Annotated in this window: 24 protein-coding genes; 1 reads left to right on the top strand and 23 read right to left on the bottom strand. The window is 46.5% G+C overall.

What is annotated here, in order from left to right:
* Positions 1-35: 35 nt before the first annotated feature.
* Genes B3S86_RS02595 through B3S86_RS02585 form a run of 3 tightly spaced genes read right to left on the bottom strand, consistent with a single transcriptional unit; the run spans position 36 to position 4,149 of the window.
* Positions 36-1,388: a DEAD/DEAH box helicase gene (locus tag B3S86_RS02595; RefSeq protein ID WP_035409194.1), complete on the bottom strand. Its 1,353-nt coding sequence runs from the start codon at positions 1,386-1,388 to the stop codon at positions 36-38.
* 47 nt (positions 1,389-1,435) lie between these two features.
* The gene (locus B3S86_RS02590) at positions 1,436-2,389 is read right to left on the bottom strand and encodes a sugar ABC transporter substrate-binding protein (RefSeq protein ID WP_056060147.1); all 954 of its coding nucleotides are present in this window, start codon (positions 2,387-2,389) and stop codon (positions 1,436-1,438) included.
* Positions 2,386-4,149 (bottom strand): two-component system sensor histidine kinase NtrB, encoded by a 1,764-nt coding sequence (locus B3S86_RS02585; protein ID WP_035409197.1) that lies wholly within the window; start codon positions 4,147-4,149, stop codon positions 2,386-2,388. The genes B3S86_RS02590 and B3S86_RS02585 overlap by 4 nt, the downstream gene beginning before the upstream one ends.
* A 145-nt stretch (positions 4,150-4,294) precedes the next feature.
* On the opposite strand from B3S86_RS02585, the gene B3S86_RS02580 reads away from it, so the two are divergent.
* Positions 4,295-5,242 carry a 4-hydroxy-3-methylbut-2-enyl diphosphate reductase gene (locus tag B3S86_RS02580; protein WP_035409199.1) on the top strand — a complete coding sequence of 316 codons (948 nt, stop codon included), beginning with the start codon at positions 4,295-4,297 and terminating at the stop codon, positions 5,240-5,242.
* Positions 5,243-5,340: 98 nt separating this feature from the next.
* Here the strand turns inward: B3S86_RS02580 and B3S86_RS02575 are convergent, their stop codons facing one another.
* From B3S86_RS02575 to B3S86_RS02480, 20 genes are all read right to left on the bottom strand, one after another.
* Complete coding sequence (locus tag B3S86_RS02575) at positions 5,341-6,453, bottom strand: Nif3-like dinuclear metal center hexameric protein (protein WP_290748838.1); 1,113 nt, start codon at positions 6,451-6,453, stop codon at positions 5,341-5,343.
* Positions 6,453-7,169 (bottom strand): tRNA (adenine(22)-N(1))-methyltransferase, encoded by a 717-nt coding sequence (locus B3S86_RS02570; protein ID WP_290748835.1) that lies wholly within the window; start codon positions 7,167-7,169, stop codon positions 6,453-6,455. Before B3S86_RS02570 ends, B3S86_RS02575 begins: the two co-directional genes overlap by 1 nt.
* A 120-nt stretch (positions 7,170-7,289) precedes the next feature.
* Complete coding sequence (gene cccA / locus B3S86_RS02565; RefSeq protein WP_035409203.1) at positions 7,290-7,631, bottom strand: cytochrome c550; 342 nt, start codon at positions 7,629-7,631, stop codon at positions 7,290-7,292.
* A 153-nt stretch (positions 7,632-7,784) separates the two neighbouring features.
* Positions 7,785-8,870, bottom strand: coding sequence for an RNA polymerase sigma factor RpoD (gene rpoD / locus B3S86_RS02560; protein WP_023467512.1), 1,086 nt, complete (start codon positions 8,868-8,870; stop codon positions 7,785-7,787).
* Positions 8,871-8,904: 34 nt separating this feature from the next.
* Positions 8,905-10,701: a DNA primase gene (dnaG, locus tag B3S86_RS02555; protein ID WP_290748831.1), complete on the bottom strand. Its 1,797-nt coding sequence runs from the start codon at positions 10,699-10,701 to the stop codon at positions 8,905-8,907.
* Between the two features lie 146 nt (positions 10,702-10,847).
* Positions 10,848-11,657 carry a pyruvate, water dikinase regulatory protein gene (locus B3S86_RS02550; protein WP_035409206.1) on the bottom strand — a complete coding sequence of 270 codons (810 nt, stop codon included), beginning with the start codon at positions 11,655-11,657 and terminating at the stop codon, positions 10,848-10,850.
* A gap of 12 nt (positions 11,658-11,669) precedes the next feature.
* A complete protein-coding gene (locus B3S86_RS02545) occupies positions 11,670-12,299 on the bottom strand; it encodes a helix-turn-helix transcriptional regulator (protein WP_029341036.1) in 630 nt (209 codons plus the stop codon).
* 21 nt (positions 12,300-12,320) lie between these two features.
* The gene (glyS, locus tag B3S86_RS02540) at positions 12,321-14,381 is read right to left on the bottom strand and encodes a glycine--tRNA ligase subunit beta (protein WP_056060127.1); all 2,061 of its coding nucleotides are present in this window, start codon (positions 14,379-14,381) and stop codon (positions 12,321-12,323) included.
* On the bottom strand, positions 14,374-15,264 hold the full coding sequence (gene glyQ / locus B3S86_RS02535; protein ID WP_029341034.1) for a glycine--tRNA ligase subunit alpha: 891 nt from the start codon (positions 15,262-15,264) through the stop codon (positions 14,374-14,376). The genes glyS and glyQ overlap by 8 nt, the downstream gene beginning before the upstream one ends.
* A gap of 289 nt (positions 15,265-15,553) precedes the next feature.
* Positions 15,554-16,303: a DNA repair protein RecO gene (gene recO / locus B3S86_RS02530; protein WP_214854844.1), complete on the bottom strand. Its 750-nt coding sequence runs from the start codon at positions 16,301-16,303 to the stop codon at positions 15,554-15,556.
* Positions 16,304-16,306: 3 nt separating this feature from the next.
* Entirely contained in the window at positions 16,307-17,215 is a 909-nt protein-coding gene (gene era, locus B3S86_RS02525) for a GTPase Era (RefSeq protein ID WP_290748822.1), read from the bottom strand.
* Positions 17,208-17,606, bottom strand: coding sequence for a cytidine deaminase (locus tag B3S86_RS02520; protein WP_023467498.1), 399 nt, complete (start codon positions 17,604-17,606; stop codon positions 17,208-17,210). Before B3S86_RS02520 ends, era begins: the two co-directional genes overlap by 8 nt.
* A 48-nt stretch (positions 17,607-17,654) precedes the next feature.
* Complete coding sequence (locus B3S86_RS02515) at positions 17,655-18,005, bottom strand: diacylglycerol kinase family protein (RefSeq protein WP_035409213.1); 351 nt, start codon at positions 18,003-18,005, stop codon at positions 17,655-17,657.
* Positions 18,002-18,478: an rRNA maturation RNase YbeY gene (gene ybeY / locus B3S86_RS02510; protein ID WP_290748817.1), complete on the bottom strand. Its 477-nt coding sequence runs from the start codon at positions 18,476-18,478 to the stop codon at positions 18,002-18,004. The genes B3S86_RS02515 and ybeY overlap by 4 nt, the downstream gene beginning before the upstream one ends.
* Positions 18,475-20,532 carry an HD family phosphohydrolase gene (locus B3S86_RS02505; RefSeq protein ID WP_052019073.1) on the bottom strand — a complete coding sequence of 686 codons (2,058 nt, stop codon included), beginning with the start codon at positions 20,530-20,532 and terminating at the stop codon, positions 18,475-18,477. The genes ybeY and B3S86_RS02505 overlap by 4 nt, the downstream gene beginning before the upstream one ends.
* Before the next feature lie 36 nt (positions 20,533-20,568).
* Positions 20,569-21,531, bottom strand: coding sequence for a PhoH family protein (locus tag B3S86_RS02500; protein ID WP_052019074.1), 963 nt, complete (start codon positions 21,529-21,531; stop codon positions 20,569-20,571).
* A 171-nt stretch (positions 21,532-21,702) separates the two neighbouring features.
* Positions 21,703-22,173: a hypothetical protein gene (locus tag B3S86_RS02495; protein WP_035409220.1), complete on the bottom strand. Its 471-nt coding sequence runs from the start codon at positions 22,171-22,173 to the stop codon at positions 21,703-21,705.
* A 13-nt stretch (positions 22,174-22,186) separates the two neighbouring features.
* On the bottom strand, positions 22,187-23,170 hold the full coding sequence (floA, locus tag B3S86_RS02490) for a flotillin-like protein FloA (protein WP_035409222.1): 984 nt from the start codon (positions 23,168-23,170) through the stop codon (positions 22,187-22,189).
* The gene (locus B3S86_RS02485; RefSeq protein ID WP_035409223.1) at positions 23,167-23,676 is read right to left on the bottom strand and encodes an NfeD family protein; all 510 of its coding nucleotides are present in this window, start codon (positions 23,674-23,676) and stop codon (positions 23,167-23,169) included. Before B3S86_RS02485 ends, floA begins: the two co-directional genes overlap by 4 nt.
* A 182-nt stretch (positions 23,677-23,858) precedes the next feature.
* Entirely contained in the window at positions 23,859-24,305 is a 447-nt protein-coding gene (locus tag B3S86_RS02480) for a GatB/YqeY domain-containing protein (RefSeq protein ID WP_290748808.1), read from the bottom strand.
* Between the last annotated feature and the right edge of the window lie 8 nt (positions 24,306-24,313).

The following is a 24,313-nucleotide window of genomic DNA, read 5'->3' as shown; positions in this document are numbered from 1 at the left end:
AATGTTTTTTCATTTCACGGGTGTCATCAATGGAGTTATTTTGATTTGCGGGCGTTTTCTTTACGTTGCGCGCGACCGACACCACGTTGTTCTTTGATGCGTTCACGTTTTGCTGTTTCTTTCAGCTTATATTGATGTTTCTTCTTATAACCTGGTTTAACACGTTTTTTCGCTTTTGCTGCTTCACCCGAAAGGCGACTATGCGCTGTCTTCGAGACGGCAGTCTTCATGTGCGGCTTCGCACGGCGGCGTTCTTTGACTTCGACGATTTGACTGCCTTTGACATCGACGTTCGTAAATTGAATGCCACGATCCTCTAAGCGATTGATCATACCGTTCTCGTGATCTTCAAACAGCGTGTACGCCAATCCATCTTGATCGACACGACCTGTCCGACCAACACGGTGAACGTAGAAGTCCAAGTCTTTCGGAATACCGTGGTTGATGACGTGTGAGACACCTGAAATATCGATTCCACGTGCAGCAAGATCCGTCACGATGACATACTGGTACTTCGCATCGTTGATTTCCTTGATCGCTTGTTTCCGGCGACGAGCCGGGAGATCACCGTGAAGAGAACCAACATTAAGTCCTGCTTCTAGGAACAAAGCTTCGACTTCGATTGCTTCTGCTTTTGTGTTCGTAAAGATCAGACAGATATAAGGGTTCAACGCTTTCGCGACTTTTAGCGTCAACTCTGAGCGCTCACGGTGCTTGACTGGAATCGTATGGTGAACGATTTTCTTCGCTGTCTGCTGTTTCGGATCCACATGGGCGTAACGCGGGTTGTTCATGTATTTTTTCAAAAACGGTTGCAATTTCTCAGGAATCGTTGCTGAGAAGACCATCATCTGAAGCTGTTCTGGAAGAGCTTGAGCAATCCGGTCAACTTCTGGCAAGAACCCCATATCGAGCATTTGATCCGCTTCATCGATGACGTAGTGCTTCACGAAATGCGGCTTCAATGCTTGTTCCTTGAATAAATCTAAAATACGTCCCGGTGTTCCGATGACGATTTGTGGCGAGACTTTAACACGACCAATTTGACGTTCGCGATCCATCCCACCTGTAATGAGACTCGTTTTGATGAAGTCAGGTTCTTTCACGAGTAACGATTTTAGTTCTTCATGGATTTGCCAAGCAAGTTCACGCGTCGGAGCAACGATGATCGCCTGTAATTCTTGAAGCTTCGGATCGACGTTTTGAACGATTGGAAGAAGGAACGATAACGTTTTTCCTGTTCCTGTTTGTGATTGACCGATGATATCGCGCCCCTTTACTGCAGCTGGGATGATCCGCGACTGAATGTCGGTCGGTTTTGTGATGCGGGCGTCATCGAGTGCTTCGATGACGAACGGGTGTAATTGATAATGGCTGAATCCATTCATGAATTGACACCGTCCTTTCCTTATTTGCTGAGGCATCTGCCTCTCGATTAGTTCAACATGGTTATGGGTCTACTACCGTCATACAGATAGGAGTACGTATAAAAACGATTTGGAATCTTTTTGTTTTTCGTATGAAGCTTCAATGCACTGAAGGCGACTTTCATCATCTCATCAGCACTCTGGACGACCGTCGCATCCATCGATTTCATGTCAACAGCTTCTAATATAGCACGATTCCCGTCTATGCCGACAATTATTTTTCCTTTGATGCCTGCTTTTTTCAATGCTTCGAGGACACCGAGCGCGATATCGTCATTATGACAATAGACGGCATCAAACGGAATTCCTGACTCAATCACCTGCGTCATAACCTTTTCTGAAGTGATGGGGTCATAATCCCCATTCACGGATTCGACAATCTGAAGTTCCGGCTCACGCTCAAGACCAGTCAAAAATCCTCGGTGTCGTTCATTCGTTGTATTGACGTTTGCTGTCCCTGCGACTTCAATGATATTGGCGGTAGCTCGTCCCGTCTGCTTGATACGTTCGTGTTTAATGAATGATGCAAGTTGTTCCCCAATCAATTGATTATTTGAAGTGATTGAACTGACGACTGCATCGGAACGAATCAATCGATCGATGGCAAAAACCGGAATCCCGGCACGAGCCGCTTCTTCTAATGTATTAGCGATATAGACGTCATCTAGTGTCGTCACGAAGATCGCATCGACTTTCATCCGAATGAACTCTTGAATCTGCTCCCGTTCATTGATGCGTGAGTTATGGGAAGTCGTGACGACCGCTTCGTATTTATTGATTTTTGCCTGCGTTTTAAACGCATCTACGAGCCGTTGTGCGAACTCATGCTTATCATTCACGATCGTAAATCCAACGAGATGACGTCGTGGACTAGGATCTGGATTGACGAACAAGTTGGAAATGAACAGAACGGATGAAATCCAGACAATCAGGACGAATAACCAGGCCTTATTGAATTTCATTCCATTTGCTCCTTTCGTGGCAAGTGAACTTGAATCGTCGTACCGACGCCCGGCTTACTATCAAAGATCATTTTCCCTTTATGATCACGGACGATTTGTTTCGACATGAAGATCCCAAGTCCATTTCCGTCGACTTTCGATGTTTTGAATGCTTGACCGACATGTTCGATTTGATCTCCGTCCATACCGATTCCGTTATCCTGAACAATGAATACGACCTCTTCTGGATAGACATGGACATGCAGATGACATATGCCGTCCGGTCCTTTAAACGCAACAGCTTGTAGGGCATTTCGGACACAGTTTGCTAAAATTTGTAAGATTCCCTCTTCTGACGCATAAATCTTCGGCATAAAGGATGGTGTATAAATCTTGCAGTCCGCCTCGTAATGATGCGCTTCAGCTTCGAGGATATATGTCAATTTCTTCATTAAATCATTCATATCAATCGTCGTTTTTTGAAGCGCATTGTTCTCACCTTTTGACAGATCGAGCATCGTTTGAATCATACCATTCGCCCGATCGAGTTCTGATAAAGCAAGAACGAGCATTTCTGCATTACGATCTTTTTCCGTCGCTAACAACTGTAAGGTCATCTTAACAGGCGTCAATGGATTACGGATTTCGTGTGCGATTCCTGCTGCTAATTGACCGAGCGATGCTAATTTTTCTTGATGTAACATCGTTTGTTGCTGACTCAATTGCTCAAGACGCGCATTTTCCATCCGTTGTGCATACTCGTTATAGGCGGCAACGAGTGTCTTGACCTCATTAGATCCCGCTCGCTCAAGAACGATCGGTTTGGGTGAGGTGCTTTTCTCGATTTTATTTACAAGTTCAAGCATCGGCGCGGTCAACTGCTTCGACATCAAATAGCCGACAATTAGACTGAGGACAAGCGTTAAAGCCGCGATGATCAAATATTGTTGTCGTGTCGTATAGACCGGTTCATAGAAAACATTTCGCGGCGTTCGAACGAGTATTTTCCAATCCGTCACTTTCAAATCTTTCGCAAAGTAATACATATCTTGATTCGTACTAAAAATCTCGGAAGGTTCTAGCGATTTAAAAGCACGGTCAACCACACTTCTCGATAATACGCGCTCTTCATCTGTCACGAGATTACTGGATGTGGCTAACAATTGTTTTTTACTATTGAAGAGGTAAGCAATGGTCTGATCGTCGAACGATTCAAGTGAATTTCGAAAAACAATCGAATTCATGACGCTTAATCCACCACCAAAGACTCCGACACGCTCATTGCCGTCTCGAATCGGGACGAACATGTACGTGACAGCATCTGACTCCATCGTATATAGCTTGCTCATATGAAAATCCGTACTCGTCAACGTTTGCACAAAATCATCGTCTTTTAGGATGGTACTATTCTCCACTCGACGATCATCGCTTGAGAACCAGGTGATTTGTTTCGTCTTTCGGTCAAAATAAAAGAGACTTTTAAACCCTGTATCAATGTCTAACAATTTAGACTCCTCAATTTTCCGACTCAACTTTTTAGGGTTTTTGACATTCAACTGCAAGCTCATGATTTCTTCATGCAAATTCCCGACATTGTCGCGAATCGCATTCCCAGAGACTTCAACACTTTTTTCACTCTGTTTCTCTGTTTGTTGTTCGACTCGGGAAATCGTGACCCGGTCTGCAGTGAAGGCAAGCGCTGAAATGACAAGACAAATCAGGATGAATAAGACGGCGGTGATTTGGAAAAAATACGACCGCATCATTTTCTTTGACTCCATCCCTTCGCCTCCCTTTTGAATAATTGACAACTTCATTAGTATAGCATGTTCTGTGGCTGAAACAGACTCCTCTATTTTCATTCAGCTTCAATCAATGGTACACTCTAACTAATCATTCTTTTTCACAAAGGGAGAATCTACAACTATGCTAGTAAAAAAAATCAGCCCCCGCGGCTATTGTTACGGTGTCGTCGACGCAATGAAACTTGCACAACAAGCGGCATTGAATAAAGATTTGCCACGTCCGATCCATATTTTAGGGATGATCGTCCACAATGCTCACGTCACACGTGAGTTCGAAAACATGGGCGTCATCACTGTTGATGGTCCTGATCGCCTCGAAGCCTTAGAAACGATTCAAGAGGGAACGGTCATCTTTACAGCACACGGTATTTCACCTGCTGTTTATGCTCGTGCTGCAGAGAAGAACTTACACGTCGTCGATGCGACGTGTCCTGACGTAACGCGTACCCACGACTTGATTCGTCAAGTCGTCGCAGATGATTACGAAGTCATCTACGTCGGGAAACATGGGCATCCGGAGCCTGAAGGTGCCGTCGGCGTAGCGCCGGAACATGTTCACCTCATCGAAAAAGTCGAAGATATCGATGAACTTCCTCCTCAGCTTGCTCATAAAAAAATCATCGTCACGAACCAGACAACGATGAGTCAATGGGATGTCCAAGCTTTGATGGAACACGTTCGGAAAAAATATCCGCATGTGGAAGTACACAATGAAATCTGCAACGCAACACAAGTCCGACAAGAAGCGGTAGCGGATCAAGCAGGAGACTGTGATCTCGTCATCGTCGTCGGTGACCCACGTTCGAACAACTCGAACCGTTTGGCACAGGTATCCTTTGATATCGCAGGAACTCCTGCACATCGAATCGGCGATTTAACGGAGCTTGATTTATCATGGCTTGAAGGTGTACAGCAAGTCGGCGTCACATCAGGTGCATCGACGCCAACACCGATCACGAAAAAAGTCATCGACTTCTTACAACAATATGATCCTACTGATATTAGTACGCATGACAAGACACCATTCCTTGAACTAAGACGGATTTTGCCTAAAGTCAAAGTACTTTAATCCTAACAATCGATACAGCAAAACCGAGTCGCGATTATCATTCGCGACTCGGTTTTTTACTGCTCAAAAGATACCCTTAGCGTACTCGATTCGTTGCCTCACAAAAACTGAAACGGATTCGTATTCGCTGTTGAAATTAATAGTTCAACGTCGATTTTTTTCTGATCGAATCGGCGCTTCAATTCGTTGACGACGCCTTCTTTCATGACCGACTCTACATGATGTCCGGGATCAACGACCGCTAGTCCAAGTGCCATCGCATCATGGGCGACATGAAAATAGAGATCACCCGTGACAAGGACATCGGCTCCGGCAAAAGCTGCTGTCGAGACATATTTATTCCCATCGCCACCGAGAACAGCGACTTTATTGATCTCCCGTGATTCGTCTCCAATGAAACGCAAGTTTTGAACACCAAACACCGTCCGAACGTGCTCTGCAAATGCTCGCAACGTCATGGGTTTCGGCAATCGACCTATCCGTCCGAGACCAAGTGGCGCTGCCGGACGTTCCTGCTTTATGAGATCATAGGCTACCTCTTCGTAAGGATGTGCCTGCTTCATCGCTCGAATGACTTGTTTCTGATCCAATTCCGTCACGATCGTCTCAATTCGGACTTCAGAAACCCGCTCGAGTTGATTCGCTTCACCGATATATGGCGTAGCCTCAGGCGACGGTCGGAATTGCCCAGTTCCATTGACATGAAACTGGCAGTCACTATAATCCCCTTCTTGCCCGGCTCCTGCTTTCGCAAGTGCTGTCGAGACACGCTCTGCAGCTTCTGTCGGTACAAAAACGCTCAACTTGTAGCGCGTATTTTCAAATGTGGGGGCGAGAACTTCACATGACTCAAGACCGATTGCCTCTGCCATCCAATCATTGACCCCTCCTGGTGTCACATCAAGGTTCGTATGCGCAGCGTACACCGCAATATCGTGCTTGATACATTTTGTGACGATGCGTCCTGTTGCGGAACGATCCGTCACATTCGCTAACTTGCTAAAAATCGGTGGATGATGCGCGATGATGAGATCAACCTTTTTTTCAATCGCTTCATCAACGACAGACTCCAAGACATCAAGTGTCACGAGCACACGTTTTACGTCCTTGTTCAACGTTCCAATATGCAAACCGATCGGATCACCCTCGAGCGCGAATTTTTTCGGAGCGAATGCTTCAAACTGCTCAATGACATAATTCCCATTCGCCATCAGCTTGTCACCTCTTCCATCTTTTGAATCAATCGTTCGATCGCTATGATTTTTTCAGATAAGATTTCCGTAGTTTGTCCTTGCTTCATCTGCTCCAAAATATACTGACGTTTTTGTTTTTCCATTTGCCACTTTGCAATGAATTCTGGCGCTCGCTCTCGCATCAACTGAGGACCAAAGAAGAGTTCCCATTGTCGTGTTGTTTCATCTTCCGAATATAAGGTTTCTTCGCCACGTTCCGCGACAAGGATTTCATAAATCTTCCCATTCTCCTCGACGATGGCTTCTGACAATAAGGCATACGAATGTGCGAGTAACCAGTTTCGGACATCGACTGCATCGACATTCGGTTGTAGAATCAAACGTTCTTCTCCCGACAATCGATCTTTCCCTTCTTCAAGGATTGAGGCAATCAATGTTCCACCCATTCCCGCGATCGTGATCGCTGTCGCTTCTCCCGGTTTCAATACCGATAGACCACTCCCGAGACGGACATCAATTTGGGACTCGAGTCCTACAAGTGCCACCTGTCCTTTTGCGGCTTCCATCGGTCCTTCATTCACTTCCCCCGCGATGGCGAGTTCGATTTTATTTTGTTGGATACAAAAACACGGTACGAATGCATGATCCGAACCAATATCTGCAAGAATGGCTCCTTGTGGAATATACGACACGACTTTTTGGAGTCGTTGATCCAATACGACGTTCATTTGCATCTTCTTCATCCTTCCTATTTTCCGAAAAACTCTCTTTTAAAATAGCGGATTTACAGTAAAAAAGAAACCATCCGCCCATAAAAAAACATCCATCTCGTAACGAGATAGATGCTCTTGTTCTTATTTCTTAGCAGCTAACCATTTAGCTAGAACAGCTGCTTCTTCGTCATTCGCAAGACCGCCAGGCATTTGCCCTTTACCGTTCATTGCGATGTTCTTGATTTCATCTTCTTTCAGCTTCGCGCCGATCTTTGTTAAGTTCGGACCAACGCCGCCTTCTAAGTTTCCACCGTGACATCCTGTACATCCTTTAGATGCAAACAAGTCTTCTGGCTTCATTTCTGCAGTTGACGGCCCTTTGCGAGCTTCCTTCACCTGATCGACCCCAAAGTAAGACAATGAAATCATTGCGATGATGGCGATGACTGCGATCGCCGCAAACGGTACTAATGGATTACGCATTTGGATTCCCCCCATATTCTATACCCAACCAAGTTGGTGACTGAATGGTATTCCCCGTTACTATTCTACTGTAAAAAAAACAGGGAAGGAAGAAAAAAACGAAACTTTTTTCTCCCTTCCCACTAAAATTTCATATATTCTTCACACTTTGAATTAATCGAGGAAGTCTTTCAAGCGTTTTGAACGACTTGGATGACGAAGTTTCCGAAGTGCTTTTGCTTCGATTTGACGAATCCGCTCACGCGTGACGCCAAACACCTTGCCGACTTCTTCGAGTGTTCGAGTCCGACCATCATCAAGTCCGAAGCGAAGACGAAGGACGTTTTCTTCACGATCCGTGAGTGTATCTAACACATCTTCGAGTTGCTCTTTTAAGAGTTCATATGCAGCAGCATCCTGTGGTGCTGTCGCATCTTGATCCTCGATGAAATCACCGAGGTGTGAATCGTCTTCTTCCCCGATCGGTGTCTCAAGAGAAACCGGCTCTTGCGCAATTTTCAGGATTTCACGAACTTTTTCCGGCGTGATTTCCATCTCTTTCGAAATCTCTTCCGGTGAAGGTTCGCGTCCGAGATCTTGCAAAAGTTGACGTTGGACACGAATCAATTTATTGATCGTCTCAACCATATGAACCGGAATCCGGATCGTCCGTGCTTGGTCGGCGATCGCACGTGTGATCGCTTGACGAATCCACCACGTTGCATACGTCGAGAACTTATATCCCTTCGTATAGTCGAATTTCTCGACCGCCTTGATCAGACCCATGTTACCTTCTTGAATCAAATCAAGGAACAACATACCGCGTCCGACATACCGTTTAGCGATCGAAACGACGAGACGTAAATTTGCTTCCGCTAGACGTTTTTTCGCTTCCTCATCGTTTTGTTCGATTCGTTTTGCGAGTTCAACTTCGTCTTCTGCATTCAACAAATCCACGCGTCCGATTTCTTTTAGATACATCCGGACAGGGTCATTGATCTTAACGCCGGGTGGAACAGACAAATCGTTCAAATCCGCCTCTTCCTTTTCATCTCCTGTACCGTCATTGTTAACCTTGATACCTTCTGTTTCAAGCAATTGAAGGAATTCCTCGAATTGCTGAGCATCCATTGATTCGAACGAACTCAGTTTGTCTTCGATTTTCTGGTGCGACAATTCACCATTCTTATGTCCGAGCGCGATGAGTTCCTCTTTCGCGAGACGGAGTAATTCAGCTTCTGATCTTGCTTTTTCTGCCATCGAACCATACACTCCTTCCACATCATGCAGCAGGTCATCGATCTTTTAAACGACGCTTTCGTTCAATGATCGCCTGCATCAGTTCCGCTTGGGCACGGATATCTGTTTGTTGATTCAATCGTGATTTTTCTTCTTCGAGCAATCGACGTTGCTGTTCGTTCTGGACGGCACGAATGTAATGACTGAGTAAGTCAGGATCATATTCAGGCATCAGCATGAACTCTAGATCCACTACGATTCGTTGCAGGGAAGCATCATGGAGCATCGTCAAAAAACGATCGGAACTTCCTTGCGTACCTGTCCCGTAAAATTCATATAACTTGCCGGCAATCAATTGATGTGCCGGATCATTGAATTGGACACCCAGCTGCTCACGCACTTCTAGACATACTTCTTCGGAACGGATCATGTAGGCAAGCAAGAAGCGTTCTGCCTTTTTCCAGTTCGCGAACGTTCGATCAGGAGGTGCTGTCGGTACAGCGGTCGGGCGATCGGAAACGATTTGTTCTCTTTTCGGCTGTTGAACGGTTGGACGCACTTGTGCGATCAAGGAATCTTTCGAGAGTTTAAATTCCTCAGAAAGTTTTCCTAAATAGATGTCCCGTAACAACGGATTGGATGTTCGACCAATCTCTTCAAGCATAGTTTCAATATATCGAACGCGTTCTCCTTCTAATCGCAAGTTTTTTCCTTGTCGAAAATAAAAAGATTTGAATTCAAGACTTGAAACCCGTTTTTGTTCGATCCAGTGTAAAAACGTCTCTTCTCCCTGGTTCCCAATAAAAGAGTCAGGGTCTTCGCCATCCGGTAAGCGGATGACGGAACAGTCGACGGCAACGGCCTCAAGCAACTGTAAGGCTTTTAGCGTCGCAGCGCGTCCTGCTTTGTCTCCGTCATAACAAACAATGACTTCATCGACGATGCGTGCCAGGTTTTGGGCATGAACAGGCGTTAACGCTGTTCCTAAAGAAGCTACCGTATAAGGTATACCCGCTTGAGCAACACGCACAACATCAAGATTTCCCTCAACAAGGACGACTTGTTTAATTTTACGCATCGCCCCTCGTGCTTGAGCAAATCCAAATAACAGTTCACTTTTATTGAACAAAGGGGTTTCCGCTGTATTAACATACTTTGGGTCACGACCGTCAATCGAACGACCACTAAATCCGACGATCGTGCCATCACGATCGGAAATAGGGAACACGACCCGACCGTTGAATCGATCTCGATAATCACCATCACGTCCGATTGAAATCAGTCCCGCTTCGACCATCTCATCTAAATCAAACCCACGTCGTGCCAAGGAATCCACTGTAAAACGATCTTGATCCGGTGCATACCCGAGTCGAAACTCACGCATCGCCCCCTCGCGTATACCGCGATTTTCTAAATAGATTCTTCCGGCGTCGCCTGCTTCCGTTTGAATCAGCACCTCGTGATAGAGCTCGGTGACGATTCGATGCGCTTCGCGCATGCGGAACTTCTTTTCCTGTTCAGGCGTCGATTCCGACTGCTCGAATCGGTCTGGTTCTAGCTCTGGAAGTGTGACGTCGCTTCGATCGGCTAATTTCGAAACGGCTTCCTTGAAACTCATTCCTTCTGTTTCCATGACGAAAGTGATTGCATTTCCTCCTGCACCACATCCAAAACAGTAGTACATCCCTTTATCAGGAGAAACAGAAAAGGAAGGTGATTTCTCAGAATGAAACGGGCAAAGCCCTGAATATCGATTCCCTTGTTTTTTTAATTCTACACGTTCTGAAATCAATTCGACGATGTCCGTTGCTTGGCGGACCTGATCGACGATTTCATCAGGAATTCGCTTCATTCCGTCCTCTCCCCTTTCCTTGAGAACTTATCCTTACATGACCATACCCGCAATGAAACGGAACGATGACTCGTTCCGTTTCATTAGAAAAAGGGCATTATCTCATTTATCAGCTAAACAAGTATACTATGTTCCTGACTGCTTGACTAGTCATGCGCTTTCCCGGAAATTCCGGTCAAAATCAAATTCGCCGTCTCTTCGACTGCTTTATTCGTCACATCAATAATTTGGCATCCGATTCGTTCATATAAATTCCGTGCGTATTCAAGTTCCCGATTGATTCGGTCCATCTGCGCATAGGCTGCTTCAGGTTTGAGTCCTAATGAACGCAATCGTTCCATTCGGATATCGATCAACTTTTCCGGTGAGATGAGTAGTCCAAAACATTTTTCTTTTGGAATATCGAATAGCTCTGCCGGTGGAATTGATTCGGGTACGAGTGGTACATTTGCTACTTTATATCGCTTTAAGGCTAAATACTGCGAGAGCGGCGTTTTAGATGTACGCGACACACCGATCAAAACGATATCGGCGCGTTTAATTCCTTTTGGATCACGTCCATCGTCATACTTAACAGCGAATTCGACCGCTTCGATTTTCCGGAAATATTCCTCATCTAAGCGATAGATTAATCCAGGTTCTTCCTTCGGTTGCATCTGCAAACGGTCTTCCATCGTGTCAAGCAATGGACCAAGTAGATCAATCGCCTTTACACCGTGGGCACGCGCTGTGTCTGCAAGCAAACGACGATGCGTCGCATGAACGATCGTAAAAGCGATCGTTGCTTGTTCTTCTTTTGCATGAAGAACCAAGTCATAAATGACTTGATCATCATCGACGAACGGAATGCGGACCGTTTCGATGGCTTGTTCCGGGAACTGAATAGCAGCTGCGCGGACGACGAGTTCACACGTCTCTCCGACAGAATCACTCACGACATAAATCCGTTGACGCATCAGGAGCCCCCCTTAAATTTCTTCATCACGTGCTAAAGCGACCAACACTTTCGTCATGTTCGTTTTCGTCATTCGACCGACGACTTTCAAGACCCCGTTCTCTTCTTCGACGACTGGCATCGAATCAATCTGTTTTTCGATCAGTTTCATGCCGGCACCAATTAACGTTTCCGATTTTTCACAGACTGTCAAATTTGGCATTCGTGTCATGATGATATTGACCGGTAACGAGTCTAATTCTTGATTACCGATTGCCGCACGTAGAAAATCCTTACGTGATAGCACACCGACCAACGCATGGTCCTTGCTGACGACAAACAGCGAACCGACATCTTCTAGGAATAAGTGGACGATTGCATCATACACAGTCATCCCTTCATGAATGACCTTTGCTGATGACATGAATTCGCCGACGGTCAAGGTGTCCAGTTTCTCATGAAGCATGGAAGCATTTTTCTTTCCGACATACATATAGCCGACACGTGGGCGCGCTTCTAACATGCCGGTCATCGTTAAAATCGACAAATCAGGTCGTAACGTCGCTCGTGTCAGGGAGAGCGCTGCAGCAATCTGCTCTCCCGTGATCGGACCATTCTCTTTGACGATTTGGAGTATCTTTTTTTGCCGTTCATTTAACTTCATCGGCTCATCCGTCCTTTTTCTTTACGCTAAAGTGAGTGCATTGAACCGAGCGACTGATTCGATTGCTTCTGCAAATCGTTTCATTTCGCTAAGACGGTTCGTACGGACCGTTTCGTCATCCGTCATGATCATCGTACCGTCAAAGTAGGCTGTGATCGATGGAACGGTTGCCTCAAGTGCCTCAAGTGCACGTGCATAGTCAAGTGACGCGATAGCTTGATCGACCTCTGGTAAGGCTTTCTCAATCGCCTCATGCAATTCGCGTTCCGCATCATTTTCAAAGAGCGCTGGATTAACAGTTGTGACACTTTCTGCTTTTTTCGAGATGTTCAAGACACGGCTTAATTGTTCGACCGTTTTCTTGAACGATTCTTTTTTCGTCGCCTCTTCGAGCATGGCAGCACGCTGTTCATTCGCTTCGACTGTCAACATATGGTCAAGAGCGGCTTCGACGACATCATGACGGAAGTCCATTTCCGATAGACGGTACTTCAAACGTTGCGCAAAGAAATCTTGTAATGCGGCTTGTACTTCTTCGGCATCCTTCGTATAAAGACCTGCTGCTACCTGTTCAGACACGACGAAGGCAATCAGTTCAGTCAATGTCAAGTTCAACTTACGATCCGATAAGATTTGCACAATTCCTTGTGCTTGACGACGCAATGCATACGGATCCGCTGATCCACTTGGAATCATGCCGACACCGAAGAATCCAGCGACGCTGTCCATCTTATCAAGGATCGCGTAGAGTGTCCCTGTCGGTGTCTCCGGACTTGCATCACCCGCGAAGCGTGGCATGTAATGTTCGCGAATCGCAGCAGCGACTTCCGGATCCTCGTTTTTCATGTTCGCATAACGTTCACCCATCAGACCTTGTAATTCCGTGAATTCATAGACCATCTGACTGACGAGGTCGAATTTATAAATCTGACCCGCGCGTTCGACACGTGTTTTGTCTGCGCCGACACGGTCAGCAAGTGCGAGTGCCATTTGACGTACACGACGGACTTTTTCACCTGTCGTTCCTAATTTTTCATGGAAGACGATTTTATCAAGACGTTTCGCCTGTTCATCAATGTCTGCTTTTTTATCTTCTTCATAGAAGAACTGAGCATCTGCTAAACGGGCACGAATGACTTTTTCGTTTCCGCGAGCAACGTTTTCAAGATGGGTTGCGTTCCCGTTTCGTACTGTCACGAAATAGTGGAGCAACGCACCGTCACGTTTGACTGGGAAGTACCGTTGATGTTCTTTCATCGTCGTGATCAAGACTTCTTCCGGCAACTCAAGATACGCTTCATCGAATGCACCGAACAAGGCTGTCGGATATTCGACGAGATTCGTGACTTCTTCAAGTAAAGACGCATCGATCGGTACTTCGAATTGTTCACGCGCCGCAAGCGCCGCGATTTGTTCTTCGATTAATTGACGACGAGCTTCATAACTGACGATGACGTGCTCTCCTGCGAGCGCTTCGACATAGGCATTCGGACGAAGAATCGTGATGTCTTGCCCAAGGAAGCGATGCCCACGAGACGTCCGACCTGTTTCGACGGATGCGACTTCAAACGGGATGACTTGATCGTCAAGAAGAGCAATTAACCAGCGAATCGGACGCATGTAGCGTAACGATTGTGTGCTCCAACGCATGTTTTTCGGGAACGTCATCGCTTCAACGACTTGTTTTAATCCAGGAAGTAGATCGGCTGTCGCTTGTCCAGTTTCCTTACGCGTCGCATAGAGGTATTCGACTCCCTTTTCTTCCCCAAGGAAGAGATCGTCCGTCGTGAGTCCTTTACCACGCGCGAATCCTTCTGCAGCTTTCGTCCAGTTCCCTGCTTCGTCCATCGCGATCCGTTTTGCGGGTCCTTTTAATGTCTCTTCGAGGTCGCTTTGACGTGCTGCGAGACCCTTGACATATACTGCAAGACGGCGTGGTGTCGAGAAGGATTCGACGCTTGTGAACTCAATCCGTGCTTCTTCAAGGAAACGCGTCACGCGTTCCTTGAGTTGTGTTTCGGATTGAAGGACGAATCGAGCCGGCATTTCTTCTAAACCGATTTCAAGTAATAATTCATGCATGTGACTCACCTGCTTTCGACTTGATCAATGGGAAGCCAAGACGTTCCCGTTCTTCGATGAAACTTTGCGCACAACGGCGCGACATGTTCCGTACACGATGGATGAATCCTGTGCGTTCCGTGACGGAAATCGCCCCCTTCGCGTCGAGAAGGTTAAAGGTATGCGAACATTTCAAGATGTAATCATATGCTGGGAAAACGAGATTCTCATCCAAGGCACGATTCGCTTCTTTTTCATATTGATCGAATAATGTAAAGAGTAAAGCGACATCTGATGTTTCAAATGTATACTTCGAATGTTCGAATTCCGGTTGATAGAAAATATCACCGTATTTGAACCCATCTGTCCAAACGAGATCAAAGACGCTCTCGACATCTTGGATGTAAGAAGCGAGACGCTCGATTCCGTAAGTGATCTCTACTGCGATTGGATTACACTCGATTCCACCGACTTGTTGGAAGTACGTGAATTGTGTAATTTCCATTCCATTTAGCCATACCTCCCAGCCGAGACCAGCAGCACCGAACGTTGGGTTCTCCCAGTTATCCTCTACGAAACGGATGTCATGTTCGAGTGGATTGATCCCGAGCAACTCGAGACTTTGTAAGTACAATTCCTGAATGTTGTCAGGTGATGGTTTCATGATGACTTGGAATTGATGGTGTTGATACAGACGGTTCGGGTTTTCTCCATAACGACCATCAGCCGGACGGCGTGATGGTTCTGTATAACAAACGTTCCACGGTTCCGGTCCGAGACTCCGTAAAAACGTCATCGGATTCATCGTACCGGCTCCTTTTTCTACGTCGTATGCTTGCATCGTCAAGCAGCCTTGTTCTGCCCAAAATTTTTGTAATGTCAAGATCATGTCTTGTACTGTCATCTTCACGACTTTCACCTCCGAAATGATTAAGGAACGCAAAAAACGCCCCTATGTACAACAATCGTTGCACATAGGGACGAGACGAGCCCGCGGTTCCACCCTACTTGCATGCATCGCATGCCACTCTTTTTGACAAAAAACACTCCGAAACGCCGTTCGCGCCCCTCTCACTCCCAGCTCGCACCACCCTGGAATCGCTTGATTGAGAAAAAAGACGGTACTCCTTTTCGTCATCGTGTTCATTTAGTTACTTCTTCCGCATTCATTCTACCGAACCCGCTTGTTGCTGTCAATCGTTGCCGAAATCAATCAACTGGTCGAGGACACGTTTTGAACGCAGACGTAACCCGCTGTAGCGTTCCATATAAGCATCCATGATTTGACGCAATAGACGCTTCGTTTCTGGCTTTACCGTCACGGTACCAATCCGTGAGAAATCATAGACGGAAAACACATAGAGCATCTTCGCAACTGCCTCTGACATATAGACAGCATGTTCATCCTCATGGCGATGCCGGCGACAGAGTAGACCGCCATGGTGTAACGAAAAAGCGAATGGTGCTTCAGCACTTCCGCAAATCGTACAACCATTCAAATGTGGAGCAATGCCTAGATGACGCAACAGACGCAATTCGATAATGAAAGAGACGACGTCAGGATCTAGTCCTTCATCCATCGCCTCTAGTCCTTCGACGAATAAATCATACAGCGCCGGTTGCGGCACCCGTTCATCAAGCGCTTTATCCGCAAGCTCCAATAGATACATCGCATAAGCCATCAACACGACATCTTGCCGAATATGCGCATGACTTGTAATGACGTCTGCTGATTTTAACTGACCGAGACCCCGTGAACGTGGATAGATATAGACAGCTCGGACGAAAGGCTGACTAGCCGCGTTAAAACGGCTACCCGGCTTCTTCGCTCCTCGCGCCATGACGGCGAGCTTGCCGTATTCACGTGTCAGTAGCGTAACGATCTTATTCGATTCACCATATACGACCGTTCGTAATACAAGCCCTTCCGCCTTATCGATCATCGCTTAATACTCATCATCGCGGAAGCCGAGTTCACGCAATTGACCGGCCTTGTTGCGCCAATCCTTTTGGACTTTGACCCACAAGTTCAGGTAAACTTTCGTCCCGAGTAACATCTCGATGTCCGTTCGTGCTTCAGAGCCGATTTCTTTTAGAAGTGCTCCGCGTTTACCGATGATGATTCCTTTTTGGGAATCGCGCTCGATCAAGATCGTCGCATGGACATCAACCATATTTCCATTCTCACGCGTCTTGATTTGATCAATCGCGACGGCAATCGAGTGTGGTACTTCATCGCGTGTCTTTTGCAAGACTTTTTCACGAATCATCTCTGAGATGATGAAGCGCTCTGGGTGGTCAGTGACTTGATCCGCTGGGTAATACATCGGTCCTTCTGGTAGAATTTTTGCGATTTCTTCAAGTAACGGTCCGACGTTATTCCCTTGTAGCGCCGAAATCGGAACGACTGCCGCGAACTCGAGTTCATTTTTGTACGACTCGATGATCGGTGGAATATCATTCGGATGAATCAAATCGACTTTATTCATGACGAGAATGATTGGTGTATCGAGTTCCTTCAATTTTTCAATAATGAAGTCGTCACCTTTTCCTTTTAGTTCCGTCACGTTGACCATGAACAAGATCGCATCGACTTCACGCAATGCGTTCGTCGCGACCTTCATCATGAAATCGCCGAGTTTATGTTTTGGTTTATGGATCCCAGGTGTATCGATGAAAATCGTCTGAACATCTTCTGTCGTGTAGACACCTTGAATCTTATTACGCGTCGTTTGTGGTTTATCAGACATGATGGCAATTTTTTGTCCGATGACACGGTTGAGGAATGTCGATTTTCCGACGTTCGGGCGTCCGATGATCGAGACAAAGCCCGATTTGAATCCTTCTTTAAACATGTAAATCTCCTTTCGTGAATGCTCCCGGTAAGAGAGCGCCCACTGTTGTTTCTGTGACATCCCCTTTAAGGTTCGTCAAATAGATTGGCATATCCGCATCACACATCTCTGATAACACTTGGCGGCATTGTCCGCACGGTGCGACCGGTCCTTCTGTGTCCGCAACGACAGCCATCGCTGCATACTCGCGCGCATCTTGTGCCCACGCAGAGAAGATAGCTGTCCGTTCTGCACAGTTACAAAGACCATACGCTGCGTTTTCAATATTGCAGCCATGGAAGACTTGTCCGTCTTTCGTTAAGAGAGCAGCACCGACTTGGAATTTTGAATATGGAACATACGCTTTTTCGCGTGCACGTTTAGCTTGTTCGAGTAATTGTTCTGTTTTCATGTGAGTATCCCCTTTTTAGGAACGGTATTGGCCAAAAAGGCCGGATTCTTATTGTACCAAATATGGGATGAAGATGCATAGCGCAATCGCAACAGATGTAAGCGCCAACACTAAAACAGCACCACTCGCGATATCTTTGACTGCTTTTGCCAGTGGATGCCACTCCTGTGTCACGAGATCCACGACGCGCTCAAACGCTGTATTGAACATCTCGGCACTTATGACGATCCCGACCGTCAGAAAAAGAATCGCTCGCTCGACAGATGTCAACGGTAATAAAAAGGCGACAAGTAATACGATGCCGCCAATGATGACATGAACTTTCATATGCCGTTCTTCTCGAATCGATTGGCGCAACCCATGCATCGCATGTCGAAATGGTTGCCACCAGCTTTTCACAATATGCCCCGGAATAACTCGAAGTGATGCAGGATTTCCTCCTGTCGCTTCGTCATGATTTCCTCATCTGCCTTTTCAATGTGATCATATCCGAGTAAGTGGAGGAAACCATGGACGGCGAGAAAACCGAGTTCACGCTCGAAATGATTGCCATATTCAGCCGCCTGTTCGCGACATCGTTCCACGGAAATGATCAAATCACCGAGAACGACTGGTTCATCTTCCAATAATCCAAAATCGATTTCATCTTCTCCGAGTTCTTCCATCGCGAAGGAAATGACGTCTGTCGCCTGATCTTTCCCACGCCATTCACGATTAATCTCTTGAATTTCATCGTTTGAGACAAAAGTCACGGACAACTCGCTGTTCGGATCGACTTCTTCTTGTTCCGCCGTGTAAATCAAAATCGATTCGACAAGCTGTCGTTGCTCTTCCGTTAGACGATTATTTTCGTCTGTCATATAAATGTTCATTTCGTTGCCTCTTTCTTTAATTCTGGATACTCGATTCGTTCATGGAACAAACCGGATAAGGTATGACATGCACTTTCACCAACACGATAAATCTCGCGTGTCGTGATGTCACATTCCGCAAATTGGTCGTCCATCATCTTTTCACGAATGATTTTCGCGACTAGGTCCCGAATTCCTTCTTCCGAAGGAGCTTTCATTGAACGAACAGCCGCTTCAATCGAGTCGACGATCATGATGACCGCCGCTTCACGCGTTTGTGGTTTAGGTCCTGTATAACGGAACGTATCCTCATCGACTTCACCTTGTTCTGCTGCCTTGACATAAAAATATCGGAGCAACGATGTTCCATGATGCTGGCGACAAATATCGATGATCGCTGCCGGGAGTTTTGCTTTTTCGAGCAATTCAACACCATCCTCCGTATGTGCCAAGATGACACGTGCCGACTCTTCCGGCGTCAATCGATCATGCGGATTGCGTCCATGCTGGTTTTCAATGAAATAAAGTGGTCGTCGTGTTTTTCCTAAATCATGATAGTAGGCACCGACTCGCGCAAGCAACCCATCTGCACCGATTGCTTCACAGGCTGTTTCTGCTAGGTTCGCGACCATCATGCTATGATGATACGTTCCTGGCGCTTCGACCAAGAGTTTCTTCAACAAGGGATGCGTCGGGTTCAACAGTTCGAGCAGACGCGTCGGTGCTAAGATACCAAATGTCATTTCGAGGAACGGCAATAACCCAATCGCAAGAATGGCACTCAAGATCCCACTAGCAATCGCAAAACCGACTAAAGTCAATGTTTCACGTAATTCGAATGTGCCACTACGTAATAGAACGAATGCAAAGAAAATCGCGATGTTTGCTCCGGCAATCGAAATACTGCTCATGAAAATACGACGACGTGACAAACTAGACTGTAGGAAAAACGTTGCGACTAAACCACCGACTAACAAATAGATCGCGATATTGAAGCTGAAGTTTTGATTCGTACTATAGAAGAATGTTCCGGCAAGTGCCGTGAAGAGTGAACTTGACAATGCAATCCGTTCGTTTAATAAATTGCGCAGAACAAGCGCAACAAAAGCGGTCGGTGTGAGTAAGTAAAGTGCAGGATTGATATCGTTTGCTAAAAACGCCATGCCATACATGACAAGCAATTGTAAGCTGACGACGAGGTAGACAAGCCCAAACAACCGGATCCGCCCCATCTGTGCATACCGTAGTTTCGAGCGATGAATGAAGCCGAATAGGAAAGCAGTCATCAATGCACTGACAAGCATCGCTCCAAGTAACGGTTTCAACGACTGACGGTCAGAAATCAAGCCGACGAGTTGTAGCTGGCGGTAAGCATCTTGCGAAATCACTTCGCCTCGCTTCACGATCACTTCCCCTTCCGAGATGATGACCGGTTCCACTTTATCACTTGTTTGTTTACGAAGCTGTTCCGTCTTTTCCGGATCATAGACGTAGTTCGTCACGATCAGTTGATCGGTCAACGCCTTGGCAATCGCCTTTAGCGAGAAAGAAAGCGGTGAACGTTCGATATCAGTTCGGGCATTTTCACGTGCTTCAGCCACTTCGCCGCCATCAGACGAGATGCGCTGACGCATCGCTTCTTCGATTGCTGTAATGACGACATCCCGTGTCGTGTCTCGAAGCGCTGTCGTTGAAGCTACAAGTAAACGTAGTTCGTCGTCCTTTAAAAGAGTTGCCGCTTCTGTCCCACGCAAACGCTGTTTGATTTTACTGATCTCGTCTGCTTTTTTAATGCCGGATAAACTAGCAAAAAGTTGTTCGACTTTATCAATTTGCTGTGCTGCATACTCTTGTTTGATCGTATACTGACTCTCGATTGCAGCAATCGCATTTTCCTTGATTTGATTCGTCGCGACCCGATCCTCCATCGTCAATGGCGACCGGATGTCTTCTTCTGCAATCGAGAACGGTTCTGCGGACAAGGCTTCTGGTCGGACACTGACATACATCATCGTCGATACGACGAGATAGAACACTACTGTCAAAAGTCCAACCCAGACCCTAACCTTGCGCATATCATCTCCCCCTTTTTCCATTATTCCCGTAACGGCTTATGTCAATTCCTGACTGTAAGCATCAACGATTTTCCGGACAAGTGGGTGACGCACGACATCAGCTGAGCCGAAGTGTTCGAAATGAATGCCTTTGACATTTCCGAGCAGATGCAATGCTTCTTGTAGACCAGACGTTTTTCCGCGCGGAAGATCAACTTGTGTCAAATCGCCTGTGACGATCATCTTCGAATGAAAACCAAGACGTGTCAGGAACATCTTCATTTGTTCACGTGTCGTGTTTTGCGCTTCATCTAGAATGACAAAGGCATGTTCAAGTGTCCGCCCACGCATATAAGCGAGTGGCGCAATTTCGATGACACCACGCTCAAGTAGTCGAGCCGTATGTTCGACACCAAGGACGTCGTGTAACGCATCGTATAGAGGACGTAGATATGGATCAACTTTTTCTTTAAGATCACCAGGAAGAAATCCAAGATTCTCTCCTGCTTCTACTGCTGGACGCGTCAGGACGAGTCGTTTGACATGTCCTTCCTTCAGTGCTTTTGCAGCCATCACGACTGCGAGATATGTTTTTCCAGTCCCCGCTGGTCCAATACCAAATGTCAAATCACAGCGATCAATTCCGCGGACGTAACGTGCTTGACCGAGCGTTTTCGCACGAAGTGGTTTTCCTTTATGATTCGTATGGATGACCGTATCGTAAAGTTCCAGTAGTTCATCCACCCGATCTTGACGTGCGAGTTGAATGGCGCTCGTTGCGTCACGCTCCGTCAAAACAGCTCCACGATTGACGAGTTGCTTCAGGACACCAACGACTTGTCCTGCCAAGATCACAGACTGTTCCTGTTCGGATTGTGCCAACAGCTCATCTCCTCGATGTGTAAGCTGGACTTCAAGTTCCGCTTCCATCGTACGTAAGACTGCGTCATTCGGACCGACGAATGCTTGAATCTGTTCTGAATTCGAAAATGCAAATGGGATTCTTTCGTTGAATATCACGTTGTGAATGGCCTCCTAGTCATGGATAACAAGTTGTCATCGCTTCATATCTAATCTCTTCCACTTTAGCACTTCCACCGAAAAGATGGAAAGAAAAACCCGTTTCCACCTTTTGGAAAACAAAAAGAGTCGATCCTACACGTTTCGTAGGATCGACTTCCTGTCCAACCATCATCGTTTTCGTTTAGAGACAGGCGCTCCGAGAACCTCACTCCAGACGATCGCACGTCGCATTTCGTCTTGCGAAAGCGTCGTTGCTGATGCCGAACGACTCGATGTTCCAATAGCACCGTCTGCGACGCTGTCTTTGATTTCACCAATACTCGAAGAAGGCACCCCTTTTTTCGAATGTTGTTTCTGACGTTGGTCCAAACGTTGTTGCAATTCCGTTCGTTCATGAACTGGTCGTGCTTTCGTTTGGGTTACCCCAGGTTGTTTCTTCGCAGGTGCTTTTTTACGAACGACAGGTGGAGGTGTCGTCTCTTGTCGAACCGTATCCACCTGTTCGACCATTTGCTTCACATACTCCCCGAACTCTTTTGAAGGTGTCCGGTTCGTCTGCTTCGGTTTTTTATCTGCTGCTTTTGAGATGACGGAGATGACACCGAATGCGATCATCAATCCGACCCATATGATATCCATACCGTCTCACCCTTTACTGTGAGTCATGTGGTGATGATTGTCCACCGATTGCTTGACGCATTTTCGTATCGGCTGTCACGTTCAAGTAGTTCGCATAATCCATGACGCCAAAATTTCCGTCACGCATCGCTTCTGCGATAGCAAGTGGTACTTCCGCTTCAGCAGCGACAACCTTCGCTCGCATCTCTTCAACACGTGATTTCATCTCTTGTTCGCTTGCGATCGCCATTGCGCGACGCTCTTCCGCCTTCGCTTGCGCAATGTTCTTATCTGCTTCCGCTTGATCCGTTTGAAGGACCGCACCGATGTTCTTACCAATATCAATGTCTGCGATATCGATCGAGAGAATTTCAAACGCCGTTCCTGAATCGAGTCCTTTTGCAAGTACTGTCCGTGAGATCATTTCTGGATTCTCAAGTACTTCTTTTTGGTCATTACATGATCCGATGGTTGAGATGACGCCCTCACCAACACGCGCGATAACTGTTTCTTCCCCAGCACCACCGACGAGACGATCAATATTCGCACGTACCGTGATCCGGGCTTTCGCTTTCACTTCAATCCCATTCATCGCGACACCGGCGATGAACGGTGTTTCAATGACTTTTGGGTTAACCGACATTTGAACAGCTTCTAAAACATTACGACCAGCAAGATCAATCGCCGCTGCGCGTTCGAAGCTCAGCTCGATATTCGCCCGGTGTGCTGCAATCAAGGCATTGACGACACGGTCAACGTTACCCCCTGCAAGGAAATGACTTTCCAGTTGGTTCGTATTCAAGTTCAATCCCGCTTTAACTGCCTTGATCAACGGATTGACGATTTTTGATGGTGTTACTCGACGAAGACGCATCCCGACTAATGTAAAGATTGATACGCGTACGCCTGCTGCGAGCGAGCTAATCCAGAGTGGAATCGGGACGAGCGTGAAGAAAATAGCGAGGAAAATTAAGATTCCTCCAGATATGAGTAATACGGTCAATAATTCAGGTGTCATGTGTGGGACTCCTCCTTCGTATGTTGGACTCTAACAATGACGCGTCCGTGCGTCACTTCTTTTACAACGATCGTTTCCCCCGCTTGAATGAAGGTTCCTTCTGTAACGGCATCAATTCGGTTCCCATCGATTTCAATCGTTCCTGACGGACGTAATGGTGTCAGACTGACTCCTTCTTGTCCTAACAGTTGTACTTTGTCTTGATGAGAAAGGTAGCCCTTTTCAGACGATGTAGAATCCGTCAAAATCAAACCTCTCCAAAGCAATGACTGATTTGATTTTATTCTGCGATACGCCCAGAACCCGGCCGCAAGTGACAGAAAAACTGCAAGCCCAACGGCTAAACCGACTTGTCCGACGGTCGCACCTGCCATAATCAAGCTAGCAAGGACAGCACCGATCCCAAGGACGCCAAAGATTCCAAACCCTGTGACGAATATTTCAACCAGTAACATGAGTACCCCGATCATGAAGACCGTCAAAATCATCCCTAAGCTAAACGTCATGCGTACGTTCACCCCTTTTCATTCGTGTCAGAAGCTACTTCTTTTGCACTTTGATTCGTTACTACAATTATATACGCTTTCAAAACAAAAAGGTTTCATGACTATTCTGAATTCATCAAGAAACTTTAAAAACGTGACAGGAACGACAAAAAAAGGTGTCCCTCGGGACACCTTTCCATGTATTAAGCGAGACGTTGTTTGACGAGTCGATTAATTAAGGCACCGTCTGCCTTGCCCTTAAGCTGCGGCATGACGACACCCATTACTTTCCCCATATCCGTAGGAGCAGAGGCACCCGTCTGCGCAATAGCTGCGTCGACGATTTCCTGTACTTCTTCCTCGGAAATCTGTTTTGGCATATAAGCTTCGAGCACGACAATCTCTGCTTGAATTTTCTCGACGAGATCGTGACGACCAGCGCTTTCGAATTCTCGGAGGGAGTCGTTGCGCTGCTTCATTTCACGTGAAAGAATCGTTAATTCTTCCTCGTCTGTCAATTCTTGCTTACCGAGTTTGATCGTTTCATTTTGCAGCGATGATTTCACCATGCGAATCGTCGTAAGACGATCTTTTTCACGAAGACGCATGGCATCTTTCATATCCGCTGTCAAACGCTCCTGAAGACTCATGAGGATAC

Origin of the sequence: Exiguobacterium sp. UBA3968, from assembly GCF_002385115.1 — a bacterium.
Lineage (GTDB): Bacteria > Bacillota > Bacilli > Exiguobacteriales > Exiguobacteriaceae > Exiguobacterium_A.
This window is presented reverse-complemented; position numbering and strand designations above follow the sequence as displayed.